Raw genomic sequence first — 15,247 nt, forward strand, 5'->3', positions numbered from 1 at the left:
CGAGGGTTAAAATTTGCGTCACCGCATCTTCAAGAAAGCCTTGCGCCATATCTTCGGGTGCGGTTTGGACTACTGCCCGGCATCTGCCTGTGCCATAGTCGACTCCGGGATCGAGAGCCGGGATCACTCACCAAATGCGTATTTTGTTTGTCGCCGGGGAAGTCTTTCCGCTGGTCAAAACCGGGGGACTTGCCGACGTTGTGGGCGCTTTGCCGAAGGCCTTCCGTTCCCTGGGCGACGAGGTGCGGGTGCTGGTGCCGGGGTACCCCGAGGCGATGGCCCGCGTCGCCGACCCGAAGCCGCCGCTCGAACTGGGGGAATCCCTCGGCTATGGCCCGGCGCGCCTGATCCCCGCGCGTATGCCCGACAGCACGCTCGACGTGCTGCTGCTCGATTGCCCGGAGGCCTTCGCCCGCCCCGGCGGCCCCTACCTCGACCCGCAGGGGCGCGACTGGGGCGACAACTTCCGCCGCTTCGCCCTGCTTTCCCGCGTCGCCGCGCTGATCGGCGTGGGGGGAGGGCTGATGGGCTGGCAGCCCGACATCGTGCACGCCCACGACTGGCAGACCGGGCTGATCCCCGCGTATCTGAAGCAGTGGCGCAGCCGCACCCCGGGCTGCGTGTTCACCATCCACAACCTGCATTACCAGGGGGTGTTCGGCGCCGACGTGCTGCCCGAGGTGGCGGTGGACCCGGCGTTGGCCACCATCGACGGCATGGAGTTCTACGGCAACCTCAGCTTCCTCAAGGCGGGGCTGGTGTTTTCCGACTTTCTGAGCACGGTGAGCCCCACCTACGCGCGGGAGATCCAGACGCCGCTCTACGGCTGCAACCTCGAGGGCGTGGTCGCGGCGCGGGGCGCGCGCCTGCGCGGCATCCTGAACGGCATCGACCACGACATCTGGAACCCGGAGACCGACCCCCTGATCGCCGCGCCCTATTCGGCGGCGGATGTCTCCGGCAAGGCGGCGTGCAAGGCGGCGTTGCAGGCCGCCTCCGGCCTCGACCCCGACCCCAGCGTGCCGCTTTTGGGGCTGCTCGGCCGCCTGGTGTGGCAGAAGGGCATCGACATCGTGCTCGAGGCGCTGCCGGGAATTCTCGACATGGGCTTCCAGGTGGTGATCCAGGGTTCGGGCGATGCCGACCTGGAACGCCGCTGCCGCGAGGCGGCGGAGGCTTTTCCCCGGCGCGTCGCCGCCCATATCGGGTATGACGAGGCCTTCGCCCACGCCATCGAGGCGGGGGCCGACGTCTTCACCGTGCCGTCGCGCTTCGAACCCTGCGGTCTGACGCAGATGTATGCCCTGCGCTATGGTACACTGCCGGTGGTGCGCCGCACCGGAGGCCTCGCCGACAGCGTCGCCGACGTGGGGGAAAGCCCCGTCGGCACCGGCTTCGTCTTCGACGGCGAGGGGGAGGCGGACCTGCTGGCCGCATTGTCGCGCGCCCGCGGCCTCTACGACCGCCCGGCCGCCTGGCGCGAGGTGCAGACCCGCGCCATGGAGAAGGATTTCTCCTGGCGGGCCGCCGCGGTGCGCTACCGCGAAATCTACGAGATGGTGCTCAAGTCCAAGACGTAGGAGCCACGATGTCCATTAGAATGCAGGTCGTTGACGACCCGAAGGACCGCCTGTTCAACGTGTTCGAGGACACCGAGACCCTGAAGAAGGCGCTGATGCGCTCGATGATCCAGTCGGTCGGGCGCTCCCCCGACGGCGCGGAGCTGCGCGACTGGTTTCTCGCGCTGGCGCACCTTCTGCGCTTCGTCCTTTCCGAGCGCAACGTCCGCACCTCGGGGCAGAGCTACGCCCAGGACAAGAAGCTCGTCTACTACCTCTCGATGGAATACCTGATCGGCCGCTCGCTGAAGAAGGTGCTGATCGACTTGGGCGTGATGGACGTGACGCTGCGCACCCTCGACGACCTCGGGCTGGATTTCGAGGCGGTGCAGGGCTTCGAATACGACGCGGCGCTCGGCAACGGCGGCCTCGGGCGGCTCGCCGCGTGCTTCCTCGACAGCCTGTTCACCCACGACTATCCGGGCATCGGCTACGGCATCCGCTACGAATACGGCATGTTCACCCAGCGCATCGAAGAGGGCCAGCAGCTGGAACAGCCGGAAAACTGGCTGCGCTACGGCAACCCGTGGGAGGTGGCCCGCCCCTCGGTGCTCTACAAGGTGCGCCTCGGCGGGCGCAACCTCTGCTTCCGCAACGCCAACGGCGAGGACATCTGCCAGTGGGTGGACGCGGAGGAGGTGATGGCCATGGCCTTCGACTCCCCGGTTTCCGGCTTCGACACCGAAACCGTGGGCAACCTGCGCCTGTGGTCCGCCCGCTCCACCCGCGAGTTCGACCTGCAATACTTCAACCAGGGCAACTACATCGAGGCGGTGCGCAGCAAGACCATCTCGGAAACCCTGTCCAAGGTGCTCTACCCCAACGACAAAAGCCAGGACGGCCAGGAACTGCGGCTGAAGCAGGAGTACTTCTTCGTCTCCGCCTCGTTGCAGGACATCCTGCACCGCTACCTGCGCACCCACGAGAACTTCACCCATTTCGCCGAGAAGGTGGCGATCCAGCTCAACGACACCCACCCGGCGATGGCGGTGGCGGAGCTGATGCGCCTGCTCATCGACGACCACGGGATGAGCTTCGAGGCGGCCTGGGCGGTCACCCGCAAGACCTTCGCCTATACCAACCACACGCTGCTGCCCGAAGCGCTGGAAACCTGGGCCATCGACATGGTCCAGGCGATCCTGCCGCGCCACCTGGAAATCATCTACCAGATCAACGATCTGTTCCTGCGCGAGGTGCGGCGCACCTTCCCCGGCGATCCGGGCATCCTGTCCCGCGTCTCCCTGGTGGACGACGCCACCCACCGCATCCGCATGGCGCACCTCGCGGTGGTGGGCAGCCACAAGGTCAACGGCGTCGCCGCCCTGCACACTCAGCTTCTGCGCGAGGGCCTGTTCGCCGACTTCGCCCGCATCTGGCCGGAGAAGTTCGTCAACATGACCAACGGCATCACGCCGCGCCGCTGGCTGCGCCAGTCCAACCCCGAACTCTCCGCCCTGATCACCGAGGCGATCGGCAAGGGCTGGGAAAAGGACCTCGACCGCCTGCACGCGCTTGCGCCGATGGCGGGCGACGCCTTCTTCCAGAAACGCTTCCAGGAGATCAAGTTCGCCAACAAACAGCGCCTGGCGAAGCTCATCTCCTCCGCCTGCCATGTCGAGGTGAACCCGGAAAGCCTGTTCGACACCCAGGTCAAGCGCTTCCACGAATACAAGCGCCAGCTCCTCAACGTGCTGCAGGTGATCTCCCGCTACAACCGCCTGAAGGACGACCCGAAAAGCGTGACCGTGCCGCGCACCGTGATCTTCGCGGGCAAGGCCGCGCCGGGCTACGACATGGCCAAGCTGATCATCCGCCTGGTGCTCGACGTGGCGGAAACCGTCAACCACGACCGCGCCACCCGCGACATGCTCAAGGTGGTGTTCATCCCCGACTACAAGGTCTCCAGCGCCGAGACGATCATCCCCGGTTCCGAGCTTTCCGAGCAGATCTCCACCGCGGGCACCGAGGCCTCGGGCACCGGCAACATGAAGTTCGCCCTCAACGGCGCGCTCACCATCGGCACCATGGACGGCGCCAACATCGAAATCCACGACGAGGTGGGGGCGGACAACATCTTCATCTTCGGCCTCGACACGAAGGAGGCGAAGGAGCTGCGCTCCGGCGGCTACGACCCGTGGGAATACTACAACGCCAACGAGGAACTGCGCCGCACCCTCGACATGGTGCGCAACGGCTACTTCTCGCCCAACGACCCGGTGCGCTACAAGCCCCTGATCGACAGCCTGCTGCGCGGCGGCGACCACTTCCTGCTGCTCGCCGACTATGCCGACTACGTGGCCTGCCAGGAGGAGGTGGACAAAACCTACCTGGACCGCGCGGAATGGACGCGCCGCGCCATCCTCAACGTCGCCAACATGGGCAAGTTCTCCTCCGACCGCACCATCCACGAGTACGCGAAGGGGATCTGGGGGATCAAACCCCTCGACGCGTAAAAAACCCGCAAAAAACCCAGGTGGTCGGACCACCTGGGGCGCGGTTTTGCGTTATAGTCCTCGGCGGGGACACCTATCGCCGAGGAGACCGACATGGCCGAAGATCACGAACTCAGCTGCGGCGATTGCCGCCAGCTCAATTGCTACCGCCACGACAAGAGCTATCCCAAGTTCTGCCTCACCGAGGCGCTGGACCCCAGCCTCCGTGCCGAAATGCTGGAAACCTACCGCGGAGACGAACTGGACGGCAGAATGGCCCGCGCCGCCGCCGAGATCGAAGGCACCTACTACGGCAAACTCACCCGCGTCGAGGAAACCCTGGTCTTCGCCCGCCGCATCGGCGCGAAGAAAATCGGCATCGCCACCTGCATCGGCATGATCGAGGAATCCCGCACCTTCGCCAGGTTCCTGCAAATGGGCGGCATGGATACCTACGTCGTGCTGTGCAAGGTCGGCTCCATCGACAAACTCGAAATCGGCATCCCCGACGAGATCAAGGTCAAACCCGGCCTCGACGAATCCTGCTGCAACCCCATCCTCCAGGCGCTGCTGCTCAACGAACGGAAAACCGACCTCAACGTCGCCGTCGGCCTGTGCGTCGGCCACGACAGCCTGTTTATCCGCCACTCGGAGGCGCCCGTCACCGTGCTGGTGGCGAAAGACCGCGTCCTCGCCCACAACCCGGTCGCCGCGCTCTATACCTCCCACAGCTATTGCCGCCGCATCTTCGACAAAGAGCGCGTGGACGGCTTGGTGTGAGCCCCAGATAGCTAAAGCGGGCGCATTGCGCCCGCTGGGGAAGTGAAAAACGCGCGGGCTCCGCCCGCACCCGCGAGGGGACTCGGTCCCCTCGACCCCATACTTACTCCATGCCTCCAACCGGAAACGCGCTGTCGCTTCCGGCAGGTTTCCTCGTGGAATTAAAAGGAGTTAGAGTCATGCCTCGGCCAAGCGCTTCTGAAATGTTTCCAGAAGGGGTTTGTCGATTTGAACAGACGATAGGTCGTCGCCGGAGAATTCAGAGCCATCCGGGAATATGAACGTGTATTTGTGATTGTCTTTATTCTCAAGAAATTCAAATAACCTTCCTTTTCGTTCTTTCTTGTAAAACACTATGAATTTACCGAGATAGTCTCTGTATTGTATTTCGCTGATTTTACTGAACATATCTTCGTCTCTCACCAGGAAGGCAAGGCGCTCTTTTGCGTAATGAAAAGCCTCTATCTCTGTTTCTGTGGTTATAATTCCGCTGGATGGGGCAGAATCTGCCGGTAATTCTGGTGTTGTTGTGGGTGGTGTGGAAGTTTTCTCGGATTCTTTAGTAGATATGTCAAGGCGCTGAAGGATGCGAAGATTTATGAATTCGCGGAAAGCGACTTTCACAATGTCTTGATATTCGGACAGATTTTTTGTTCGAATATGACTCAGTCCAGCATTCTGGAGCAGCATCCGCGTGAAAGCTTCACTTGGTGCATTTGCTAGGCCGTCAAGTTGGTGCACGATACTTTGGAAAATTATTTTCTTTTTTGCCTCGGCTCCAATGTTCTCTGGGTCGAACGTTGATTTTTTGAGGCCGGAAAGGCCATCTATGGCAGAATCTTCAATTTTTCCCCTCGATATGTCTATTAGATCAATTGATAAAAAAGCGGTTTGATCCATCATGTTCGGTTCGTCGGAATCTGCATAGAACTCATAAACTGTGCCGTTTGTAAGTATTCCTAGTTTTATGGTTTTTACAGCATTAAAATAACTACGCAATTGCCCTCTATCATCACGTATATCTGAGCCTACACATTTGCATTCAACAGCGATGACGGGTTCTTCATTTCGAAGAATTGCATAATCGACACGATTTTTATATTTATCAGAAAAATCAGCCGAGCATTCTGGGCAAACCTCGGATGGATTTTTGCAGTCATATCCAAGAAATTCGAGGAAAGGAAGAACTAGGAACTGCTTTGTTCCTTCTTCTGTGGAACATTTACCGGAGATTGAGGAAATTCTATTGGAAAAGTTGACCAGCTCCTGTTGGAATTCTGTTGTCATGACCCGTCCCCCAAAAGAATCGGTAAGAAGTTTTATGGTTCAGTCACCGCACACCGCCTTGGAAACAGAGATGAAATTCTCCATTTAATGGACCCGCAAGTCAACTATCGGTTTTAAAATACGTGTCCCTCCCTATTTGGGCATCATTAAGCCTGCCCATGTTTTCGCGCGAAGCGCTGTAGGGCTTGCTTGCCGTGGTCAGGGCGTTGGGGGAGTTGTCGAGAGGAAAAGTTATGGGGTCCGGGGTCCGCGACCCCGGCGGGTGCGGGCGGGGCCCGCGTTTTTTTATGTCTTCATCGTAAGTTCACACGGTTTCGGGGCAATCTGTCGGCTAGGGTGGTTTTTTGGCTGAGTGGAGGGCGTTGCTATGCCGTTGAGCGTGCGGGGTGCCGAGGCGGGGGATGAGGCGGCGGTGGTGGCGTTGTGGCGCGCCTGCGGGTTGGTGGTGGCGTACAACGACCCTGCTGTGGATTTCCGCTTCGCCGTGGCGGGGGCGTGTTCCGGGGTTCTGGTGGGGGTGGATGAAGGCGGGCGGGTGCGGGCGAGCGTGCTGGTGGGGCACGATGGGCACCGCGGCTGGCTGTATTACGTGGCGTCCGATCCGGCGTGCCGCGGCCTGGGGTATGGACGGCGCATGGTGGCGGCGGCGGAGGATTGGTTGCGGGAACGCGGCGTGGTGAAGGCGCAACTGCTGGTGCGGGAGACCAACGCCCCGGTGGTGGCGTTCTACGAGGGGCTGGGGTTCGAGGTTGCGCCGCGGGTGGTGATGGGCAAGTGGCTGTGAGGCACGGCGCGGCGTTCCGGCTGATACGGTTTGCGACAGTTTTCCGGGTTTCTCGGCACAGGCGTGCGACATCTCGGGGCTAGGGTGGAGGCATCGATAAGCCCTTTGAGATGGAGGATGCGATGTGGGGTTACGGCGGCCATGGCGGTTGGATGATGGGCGGGCAGGGCGACTGGTCCTGGCCGTTTTTTGCGTTTCACGGGATCGCGCACCTGCTGTTCTGGGGGCTGGTGGTCTATGCGGTGGTCGCGGCGGTGCGCGGCCGCGCGGGGCGGCGGCAGGGCGACCCGGCGCTGGAGCTTCTGGGCAAGCGCTATGTCGAGGGCGAGATCTCCCAGGCGGATTATCAGCGCATGAAGAAGGACCTGGGCGGCTGAGGCGAGCCGGTCACGAGACTTTCACCCAGGAGTGTCTGTCGCCGCCGCGGGTTCGGTGCTAGTCTCCGCCGGAAGAGCCGCCGGTTCATTGCCCGCGGCCGCCGTTGGGGGGCACGGCCGGCATGTCCGCATCCTGTTACACCCGTTCCGAGATTTTGGCCGATGGGGTGATCCACGCCCTCGGCGTGCCGTTGGCCGTGGTGGCCGCGGTGGTTCTGCTGGTCCGCGCGGCTGCGGCGGGCGATGCGCTGCCGGTGGTCGCGGCGGCGGTGTACGGCCTGGGGCTGATCTGCACCTTCGGCTTTTCCGCCGCGTACAACTTGGCCCCGGAGTCGCGCTGCAAGGAGATTCTGCGGCGCGGCGACCATGCGGCGATCTATGTGATGATCGCGGGCACCTACACGCCGTTCACCCTGGTCAACATCGGCGGCTGGGCGGGTTACGGCCTGCTCGCCATGGTGTGGTCGATGGCGGCCTTCGGCCTGGCGCTCAAGATGTTCCGGCCGGACCGCCTGGCGCGGCTGTCGGTGGCTCTGTATCTGGCGCTGGGGTGGGTCGGCCTGGTGGCGGGGGGGCCGTTGTTCGCCGCGCTGCCCGGTTTTGCGCTGGGGTTTCTCATCGCCGGGGGCGTGCTTTATACCGTCGGCGTCGCCTTCTATGCGTGGCGGCGGCTTTCCTTCCAGAATGCGATCTGGCACGGCTTCGTGCTGGCGGCGGCGTGCTGCCACTATGTGGCGGTGTTCGACGCGATCATTCCGGGCTGAGGCGGCGGGCCGCGCCGCCGGGAAACGTCAATCTTTTTCAAAGATGCGCAGTTCGGTCTTCGGGGAAAGCTTCCCGCGGAATTCGTCGGGGATGCCGTCGGTGATCAGGAGGTCGCACTGGTCGAAGCGGATGCCGGTGACGAAGCCGATGCTGGAGAACTTGCTGGCGTCCGCGACGACGATGACCTTCTCCGCGAGGGGGGCGATTTTCTTCCGCAGCTCCGTGGCCTGCAGATTGTAGTACATGAAGCCCTCGTCCGGGTGGATGCAGCCGGCGCTGGTGAACATCTTGGTGAAACGCAGGCCGGAGAGGTTGCGCACCGCGAACTCGCCGTTGAGCGTGTGGGTGCCGTGGCGGATCGTGCCGCCGAGGACGATGGTGTTGATCTGGGGGCGCTTTTCCAGTTCCAGGGCGATGCTGAGGTCGTTCGTCACCACGGTGAGCGACTTGTCGTAGCCGATGGCGCAGGCCAGGTGGAACATGGTGACGCCGGTATCGATGAAGATGACGTCCTTGTCCAGGACGAGCGCGGACGCCTTTTCCGCGAGGAATTTCTTGGTGCCCACGTTCTGCGACTGGCGGTAGTAGACCTTTTCCAGGTGGCTCTTGTCGGGCTGGTTCCAGATGATCAGCCCCTGGTCGCGGAAGAGCAGGTTCTTCCTTTCCATGTCGTCGATGTCGCGGCGGATCGTCGATTCCGAGACCCCGATGGCCGCGACGAGGTCCGCGATGGAGATGTAATCGCGGACCTTGGAGAGACTCTCGATCATGTGGCGGCGTTCAATTTTTTTCATTCTGGCGCGATCGCAAGTCTGGGGGTCGGGGTCCGTTCACGATGAAACGGCCGTCCGGCATCATGCGGTCTGTTGCACGGCGGCATGCTGAGAATACGTTTCCGCGATGTCCTTGTACAGTTTCATGAAGATCGGATAGTACGCGTCGTAGGCGTGCGCATTCTCGGGTACGGGCATGTATTTGCGTCCTTTTTTCACCAGCCTGTCGACGAAGGGCAAGGGGTCGGGAATCAGGCCGACGCCGTGCCCGGCGATCAGGGCCGCGCCCAGGGTCTCGGTCTCCCCCGCCTCCAGTTGGATGAGCGGGTGGCGCAGCATGTCGGCGATGATCTGGCACCACAGCGGACTGCGCGCGACGCCGCCGCTGATGGCGATGGTCGACGCCGGATCGGGATGGGTCATGACGATCTCCACCAGCTGCCGCACCGAGTAGGAGACGCCCTCCATGACCGCGCGCACCATGTCGGCATAGGTGGTGGGAAGGCCGATGCCGAAGAATACGCCCTTCGCATCCGGGTTCCACAGCGGGCTGCGTTCGCCCGCCATGTAGGGAAGAAAGATCACGCCGCCCGCCCCGGGGGGGGAGGCCGCCGCAGCCGCGTCCAGTTGTGCGTAGGTGACCTTTTCGCCGGAGGAACCGGCCCCTCCCAGGGTGTCCCGGAACCAGCGGAGCGAGGCGCCCGCGGTGTTGGTCGCCCCGATTTCGAGCCAGGTATCGCCGAAGACGTTGGCGGTGTTCATCAGGCGCTTGTCGAAGCGGGCGACGGTCGTGGTGTGGCAGAGTCTGACGGTGGTGCCGATGGTGAGGAAGACCGTGTTCTCCCGCGCCGCGCCGGAGGCGAAGGAGGCGGCCACCGTATCCATGGCGCCCGCGACCACCGGGGTGCCGGCGCGCAGTCCGGTGGCGTTCGCCGCGCCCGGCGTGACGCAACCGACGGCGGCGGAGGCCGCGTACGGGTCCGGCAGTATGGAAAGCGGGACGCCCGCATCGCGAGCGAGGTCCGCATCCCACGCGCCCTTGCGCAGGTCGGCGAGCAGGGTAAAGCTCATCCGCGAGCGGTTGATCGAGAAGACGTCGGTCAGCCGCTGCACGATGAAGCCGCTGGGAACGAGGACCTTCCACGCCCGCTTCATCACATCCGGCCTGTTGCGCATCAGCCAGAGGATGGTCGGCAGCGAATAGGTGCCGCGCGCGATGCGGTTCCCGGTGATGCGGTAGATGCGGTCCTCGCCGATTTCGTCCTTCACCCACTGCACTTCCTTGCCCGTCCGCTGGTCGAACAGCAGGATGGCGTTGTGCAGGACGTTGCCGTCCCGGTCCACCGGGACGATGGTGTTGGAGCAGCTGACGCCGACGGCGGCGACGGCGGACGCGTCGACTCCCTGCCGGTCGATGCAGTCCCGGATGTTCGCCGTCACGGCCTTCCACCAGTGATCGGGGTTCTGCTCCGCCCATCCCGGATGGGGGGACGTGGTGGGGTATTCCGCATGACTTCCGGCTACGGGGCGTCCCTTGTCGGAATAGAAGGTGCACTTCGCCCCGGAGAGGCCGATGTCAATGCCGAGGAGTAAGGTTTCCGGCTTGGTCATGGTGCAGCACCTCAGGGTTGATGATATTCGACGGTTGCCTGTTCTGGAGGAAGGCGATGAGGCCCGTGCCCAGGATTTTCGACTGGCGCTCGGTGATGTCGGCCGAGGCGCCGCCGATGTGCGGCGTGATGACGATGTTCGGCAGCGATAGGAACGGGTGGTCGTGCGGGATCGGCTCGTCGATCAGGACGTCGAGTCCGGCACCCGCGATCGCGCCGTCGCGCAATGCCGCATGGAGCGCGGCCTCGTCCACCAGCGCGCCGCGCGCGACGTTGACGAAGTAGGACCCGGGCTTCATCAGGGCGATGCGCCCGGCATCGATCATGCCGTGGGTCTTGTCGTTCAGCGCGCAGGCCATGACGACGAAATCCGCCTGGCGCATCAGGTCGTCGAGGGAGACGCTCTGCACGCCGGGAAGCGCGGCGAACGGCGTGAAGAACGGGTCGTGGGTGAGGATGCGCATGCCGAAGCCGTTGGCGCGCAAGGCGATCTTGCGCCCCACCTCGCCGAAGCCGACGATGCCGATGGTCTTGTCTTCCAGTTCGGGGCCGCTGAAGCGTTTTTCCGCGGTGTTGCCGTCCATGTCCCAGGTGGCGTTTTCCCAGTCGCGCATGCGGATGTAATGGTTGGTCAGCGCGATGTTGCGCGCCGCGGCCAGCATCAGGCCGAGGGCGATGTCCGCCACCGCCCCGGCGTTGCGTCCGGGGGTGTAGAGCACGGGGATGCCCGCCCGCGTCGCGGCGTCGACATCGACGCTGGCGCGCACGCCGCCGCGGCTGCAGCAGATCACCTTCAGCCGGGTGAGCCGGGAGATCACCTCCGCATCCACGTGTTCGTAGCAGACGATCAGCACCTCCGGGTTCCCCGCCTGGGCGATCAGCTCCGCGGGAGCCAGCTTGACGCCGGTGTGCCCCCAGCCGCCGAAGGCCATGTCCATGTATTGGCCCAGCGCCGCAATGCTTGCGTGGTTCAATTGCGCCGTGACAAACGCTCTCATAGAAATCTCCTACCGATTCGTTCCGCGCGCTGCGGAACAACAGGGATATCCCGCGGCTATCCGATGAGGACGGACGGCAACCAGGTGACCGTCCACGGGACGTACGTGATGAGGAAGAGAAGGGCGATCATCACCAGGAGGAACGGGAAGATCTCCTTGACGATCTCGACGATGGAGATGTTCGCGATCTTTCCGGCGACGAACAGGCAGGTCCCGACCGGCGGGGTCACCAGACCGATGCCCAGGTTGAGGATCATCACCACCCCGAAGTGCACGAAATCGATGCCGACGCTCTTCAGCAGCGGCGTCAGCACGGGCATGAGCAGGATGATCGCCGGCGTGCAGTCCATGAACATGCCGACGATGAGCAGCATGACGTTCAGGAGCAGCAGGATCACCAGCGGGTTGGTGGAAATGTTGAGGAAGGACTTGACGATGAAGGCGGGCAGGCCCTCGGCCGTCAGAATCCATCCGAAAAGCGAGGCCACGGCGACGAGGAACATCACGATGGTGGTGATCTGCACCCCGTGCTCCATCACGCGGTAGAGGTCCTTCAGCTTGATTTCCTTGTAGAAGAACGCGCCGAGGATGAAAGCATAGACGCAGGCGACGGCACCCGCCTCGGTCGGTGTGAAGATGCCGAGCAGAATGCCGCCGATGATGACGAACGGCATGAACAGCGACAGCAGCGCATCGGCGGTGCAGGTGCCGATTTCCCGCAGGCTGATCCGCTCGTTGGTTTTCGGATAGTTGCGCTTCTTTGCGATGAGGTAGGCGACGATCATCAGCCCCAGGCCGATCAGGATGCCCGGGATGTAGCCGCCGACGAAGAGGCGCCCGATCGAGGCGCCGGTGATGGAGCCGTAGATCACCATCGGGATGCTGGGCGGAATGATCGGCCCGATGGTGCCGGCCGTGGCGACGACGGACGCGGAATAGCCCTTGCCGTATTTCTTTTCCTCCATCGCCGGCACCAGGATGGAGCCCATGGCCGCCGCAGTGGCCACCGCCGAGCCCGACACCCCGGCGAAGATCATGCTGCCGAGCACGCAGGCCATGGCGAGGCCGCCGGTGATCCAGCCGACGAACGCGTTGGCGAAGTTGACGATGCGCCGGGAGATGCCGCCCACCTCCATCAGCTCGCCGGCGAGCATGAAGAAGGGGATGGCCATCAAGGAGAACGAGTTGATCGAGGTGAACATGCGCTGCACGATCACCGTCAGGTCGTAGGTGCCGAGGTTGAGCAGCGCCGCGACGGATGCAAGGGCCAGGGCGAACGAAATCGGCATGCCGAAGACGAGAAGGACGAGAAAAACGCCGAACAGGATGAGCAGAATCGTGGTCATTGGGGAGTCCCCTCCTGTCGCAGCAGAATGACGACGGCATAGAACAGCATCAGCACGCCGCCGACGGGAATGGCGAGGTAGACGTAGTGCATGGGGATGAGGAGGGCGCTCGACGTCTGTCTGGCGCCGTAGGTCATGAATTCGATGCCGTAGCGGACGATCATGCAGGAAAAGACGATCAGCAGGACGCTGTTGGCCTTGTCGATGCGCAGACGCCATTGCGGGCTGAGCTGGCTCGTCAGGATGTCGATGTTGGAGTGCCCTCGCTTGCCCACGACGTAGCCCGTGGCCAGGAAGGTCATCCAGATCATCATGTATCTGGTCAGCTCTTCCGACCAGCTGAGGGAGTCTTCCAGCACGTAGCGGAAGATCACCTGGATGAAAATGATGATGGCGAGAGAGAACAGCAGAGTTCCCGTGAAGAGGACGATCGTCCTGTTGAGAATACGCTCCATGGCGTCCAGGACATGACGCGCTCGCTCGCTCATGGCCGTGCCTCCCTGATGTGGCGGTTATCCGGTTTTTTGCGCCTCGATACGGACGCACAGGCTCGGACATGGGGGCGGCCATGATCCGCAAGTAAACCCGCCTGTGCGTCCGAAGATGAGCGGGGACGCCTCAGCGCGCCGCCGCCTGCACCTGATCGTACAGATCCTGGCCGTATTTCTTTGCGAAACCGGCATGGATGGTCTGGGCGCGCTCCTGGAATCCCTTCAGGTCGGGCTCGGTGAAGACGATGCCCTTCTTCTCGAAGGCGGCCTTGGTCTTGGCGTCATCCTCCCAGGCCAGCTTGTTCTGGTATTCCCGGGCTTCCTTGGCGGCTTCCTTGATGATTTTCCGGTCCGCCGGGGAAAGCTTGGCCCAGGTCTTGCCGCTCATGATGTGCTGGGGGGTGCCGAACACATGGTTGGTGAGCGCGATGTGGGTCTGCACCTCCTCCACCTTGGCGGAGGCGATGGTCGCCAGGGGGTTCTCCTGGGCGTCGATGATCTTCTGCTGCAGGGCCGTGTAGACCTCGGCCCAGGGCATCGGCGTGGGGTTCGCGCCCATGGCCTTCCAGGCGGCGACGGTCGCCGGAATTTCCGGGGTGCGCAGCTTGAGGCCCTGGATGTCGTCGATGGTATTGACCGGCTTGTTGCTGCTCAGCACGCGCGGGCAGCGTTCCCAGAATTCGAGGGAGACCAGGCCGGATTTTTCGAAGACGTCCTGTTTGATCTTCTCGCCGATCGGGCCGTAGATCACCTTGCGGACATGTTTGATATCCTTGAAGAAGTAGGGGATCTCGAACAGCTGGATCGGTTTGTAGAAGTTCCCCATGATGCCGCCGATGATCACCATGTCCACGGTGCCCATCTGAGCGCCTTCCGCCATGTCGCGCTCGTCCCCGAGCTGGGAGTTGGGGAAGACCTGGACCTTGATCCGACCGGCGGTCTTTTTCTCGACGATGTCGGCGAACAGGAGGCTGGCCTTGTGCCAGGAATTCTCCCCGCCCATGACATGACCGAGTTTCATCGTCATCGTGCCGTCGGCCGCCGCCGCGGGGGCGGAGGCGGAACCGAGCGCAAGAGCCGCACCTAACAACAATCCTGGGATACCGTGCCTCCTCATAAGCTGATCCTCCTTTGTGTTTATCGGTTGTTATTCGACGGTTATCGCCTTGATTCTATGCGCGCATGCCGGACTTGGCCTCGTCGAGGGAACGGCCCTGCTCCCGCAGGATGAAGAAGAGCTGGGCGTTGGCTTCGACCTCCTCGACCAGATTCAGGGCCTGTTCGTAGGAAGAGCCCACCGTCAGAAGGCCGTGATTCGCCAGAAGCACGGAATTCCGCTGCGCGATGACCTGTTTCACCCCGTCCGCCAGGGCGGCGGAACCGGATTCGAAATAGGGGAGCGTCGTGAGGTTGCCGATGCGTCCCGCATATCCCGCCGTGTAGACGGGGGCGGCGCACGCATAGTCCAGGTCTTTCAGACAGGCTAGGGCGACGCTGTAGACCGAATGCACGTGCAGCACGACGCGTACATCGTTGCGCACGGCATAGCAGTTGCGATGCAGGGCGTGCTCCTTCGACGGCTTGAGCTTGTGCGCCGAGCGCCCGTCGATGTCCATGACGACGACGTCTTCCTCGGTGAGGGACTCGAGGGACCTCCCGGTGGGGGTGATCATGATGTTCCGATCGTCGGCGCGGCAGCTGCAATTGCCGCCGGGCCCACTGACGAGGCCTTTTTCCTGCACCAAATGACAGAAATTGACGAATTCCAGTACCTGCTCCCTGCTCACCACAGTCGGCCTCCTTTCGTGGCAAGGGTGTCGTTGCCGTCGACTGTAGTAGTCACTTTATTTCACATCAAGGTAAAAATTGTCATTTTAAATTTATATTTTTTCAAATTTTGTCATCATGTTCCACGCTTCCGGCTTCTCTAGGGGAATCAAGGCGGTGCAGATGGGACACGGAGGGTTCCGCGCGGCATACCATGA

General features: G+C 62.6%; 14 protein-coding genes. 6 read left to right on the forward strand and 8 right to left on the reverse strand.

Annotation, left to right across the window (positions count from 1 at the left end; translation table 11 throughout):
* Positions 1-134: 134 nt before the first annotated feature.
* From glgA to O7R11_RS03380, 3 genes are all read left to right on the forward strand, one after another.
* Positions 135-1,580 (forward strand): glycogen synthase GlgA, encoded by a 1,446-nt coding sequence (glgA, locus tag O7R11_RS03370; protein ID WP_337996072.1) that lies wholly within the window; start codon positions 135-137, stop codon positions 1,578-1,580.
* 8 nt (positions 1,581-1,588) lie between these two features.
* Positions 1,589-4,072, forward strand: a complete 2,484-nt coding sequence (locus tag O7R11_RS03375) for a glycogen/starch/alpha-glucan phosphorylase (protein ID WP_337996073.1) — start codon at positions 1,589-1,591, stop codon at positions 4,070-4,072.
* A 93-nt stretch (positions 4,073-4,165) separates the two neighbouring features.
* The gene (locus O7R11_RS03380) at positions 4,166-4,831 is read left to right on the forward strand and encodes a DUF1847 domain-containing protein (protein WP_337996074.1); all 666 of its coding nucleotides are present in this window, start codon (positions 4,166-4,168) and stop codon (positions 4,829-4,831) included.
* 177 nt (positions 4,832-5,008) lie between these two features.
* Here the strand turns inward: O7R11_RS03380 and O7R11_RS03385 are convergent, their stop codons facing one another.
* Positions 5,009-6,118, reverse strand: coding sequence for a type I restriction endonuclease (locus tag O7R11_RS03385; protein ID WP_337996075.1), 1,110 nt, complete (start codon positions 6,116-6,118; stop codon positions 5,009-5,011).
* Positions 6,119-6,485: 367 nt separating this feature from the next.
* On the opposite strand from O7R11_RS03385, the gene O7R11_RS03390 reads away from it, so the two are divergent.
* The 3 genes from O7R11_RS03390 to trhA all read left to right on the forward strand — a co-directional run bounded on the left by O7R11_RS03390 (position 6,486) and on the right by trhA (position 8,043).
* Positions 6,486-6,902 (forward strand): GNAT family acetyltransferase, encoded by a 417-nt coding sequence (locus tag O7R11_RS03390; RefSeq protein ID WP_337996076.1) that lies wholly within the window; start codon positions 6,486-6,488, stop codon positions 6,900-6,902.
* A 122-nt stretch (positions 6,903-7,024) separates the two neighbouring features.
* A complete protein-coding gene (locus tag O7R11_RS03395) occupies positions 7,025-7,279 on the forward strand; it encodes an SHOCT domain-containing protein (protein ID WP_337996077.1) in 255 nt (84 codons plus the stop codon).
* Between the two features lie 122 nt (positions 7,280-7,401).
* The gene (gene trhA, locus O7R11_RS03400) at positions 7,402-8,043 is read left to right on the forward strand and encodes a PAQR family membrane homeostasis protein TrhA (RefSeq protein WP_337996078.1); all 642 of its coding nucleotides are present in this window, start codon (positions 7,402-7,404) and stop codon (positions 8,041-8,043) included.
* Positions 8,044-8,070: 27 nt separating this feature from the next.
* Here trhA and O7R11_RS03405 read toward each other — a convergent pair whose 3' ends face one another.
* The 7 genes from O7R11_RS03405 to O7R11_RS03435 form a co-directional block, all read right to left on the reverse strand.
* Entirely contained in the window at positions 8,071-8,838 is a 768-nt protein-coding gene (locus O7R11_RS03405; RefSeq protein ID WP_337996079.1) for a DeoR/GlpR family DNA-binding transcription regulator, read from the reverse strand.
* Between the two features lie 60 nt (positions 8,839-8,898).
* Positions 8,899-10,428 (reverse strand): xylulokinase, encoded by a 1,530-nt coding sequence (locus tag O7R11_RS03410; protein WP_337996080.1) that lies wholly within the window; start codon positions 10,426-10,428, stop codon positions 8,899-8,901.
* Complete coding sequence (locus O7R11_RS03415; protein WP_337996081.1) at positions 10,394-11,425, reverse strand: NAD(P)-dependent oxidoreductase; 1,032 nt, start codon at positions 11,423-11,425, stop codon at positions 10,394-10,396. The genes O7R11_RS03410 and O7R11_RS03415 overlap by 35 nt, the downstream gene beginning before the upstream one ends.
* 56 nt (positions 11,426-11,481) lie before the next feature.
* The gene (locus tag O7R11_RS03420; RefSeq protein WP_337996082.1) at positions 11,482-12,771 is read right to left on the reverse strand and encodes a TRAP transporter large permease; all 1,290 of its coding nucleotides are present in this window, start codon (positions 12,769-12,771) and stop codon (positions 11,482-11,484) included.
* Entirely contained in the window at positions 12,768-13,259 is a 492-nt protein-coding gene (locus O7R11_RS03425; protein ID WP_337996083.1) for a TRAP transporter small permease, read from the reverse strand. The genes O7R11_RS03420 and O7R11_RS03425 overlap by 4 nt, the downstream gene beginning before the upstream one ends.
* A 130-nt stretch (positions 13,260-13,389) precedes the next feature.
* Positions 13,390-14,283, reverse strand: coding sequence for a TRAP transporter substrate-binding protein (locus O7R11_RS03430; RefSeq protein ID WP_337996084.1), 894 nt, complete (start codon positions 14,281-14,283; stop codon positions 13,390-13,392).
* A 151-nt stretch (positions 14,284-14,434) separates the two neighbouring features.
* Entirely contained in the window at positions 14,435-15,052 is a 618-nt protein-coding gene (locus tag O7R11_RS03435) for a class II aldolase/adducin family protein (protein WP_337996085.1), read from the reverse strand.
* Positions 15,053-15,247 lie beyond the last annotated feature (195 nt).

Origin of the sequence: Oleispirillum naphthae, from assembly GCA_027864655.1 — a bacterium.
Classification (GTDB): domain Bacteria; phylum Pseudomonadota; class Alphaproteobacteria; order Rhodospirillales; family Rhodospirillaceae; genus Oleispirillum; species Oleispirillum naphthae.

Excerpts from the sequence above, each read along its gene's own strand:
- O7R11_RS03390 (WP_337996076.1), top strand. The coding sequence starts at position 6,486 with ATGCCGTTGAGCGTGCGGGGTGCCGAGGCGGGGGATGAGGCGGCGGTG.
- O7R11_RS03415 (WP_337996081.1), bottom strand. The coding sequence starts at position 11,425 with ATGAGAGCGTTTGTCACGGCGCAATTGAACCACGCAAGCATTGCGGCG.
- O7R11_RS03395 (WP_337996077.1), top strand. The coding sequence starts at position 7,025 with ATGTGGGGTTACGGCGGCCATGGCGGTTGGATGATGGGCGGGCAGGGC.
- glgA (WP_337996072.1), top strand. The coding sequence starts at position 135 with ATGCGTATTTTGTTTGTCGCCGGGGAAGTCTTTCCGCTGGTCAAAACC.
- O7R11_RS03430 (WP_337996084.1), bottom strand. The coding sequence starts at position 14,283 with ATGAAACTCGGTCATGTCATGGGCGGGGAGAATTCCTGGCACAAGGCC.
- O7R11_RS03375 (WP_337996073.1), top strand. The coding sequence starts at position 1,589 with ATGTCCATTAGAATGCAGGTCGTTGACGACCCGAAGGACCGCCTGTTC.
- O7R11_RS03420 (WP_337996082.1), bottom strand. The coding sequence starts at position 12,771 with ATGACCACGATTCTGCTCATCCTGTTCGGCGTTTTTCTCGTCCTTCTC.
- trhA (WP_337996078.1), top strand. The coding sequence starts at position 7,402 with ATGTCCGCATCCTGTTACACCCGTTCCGAGATTTTGGCCGATGGGGTG.
- O7R11_RS03385 (WP_337996075.1), bottom strand. The coding sequence starts at position 6,118 with ATGACAACAGAATTCCAACAGGAGCTGGTCAACTTTTCCAATAGAATT.
- O7R11_RS03380 (WP_337996074.1), top strand. The coding sequence starts at position 4,166 with ATGGCCGAAGATCACGAACTCAGCTGCGGCGATTGCCGCCAGCTCAAT.
- O7R11_RS03425 (WP_337996083.1), bottom strand. The coding sequence starts at position 13,259 with ATGAGCGAGCGAGCGCGTCATGTCCTGGACGCCATGGAGCGTATTCTC.
- O7R11_RS03410 (WP_337996080.1), bottom strand. The coding sequence starts at position 10,428 with ATGACCAAGCCGGAAACCTTACTCCTCGGCATTGACATCGGCCTCTCC.
- O7R11_RS03405 (WP_337996079.1), bottom strand. The coding sequence starts at position 8,838 with ATGAAAAAAATTGAACGCCGCCACATGATCGAGAGTCTCTCCAAGGTC.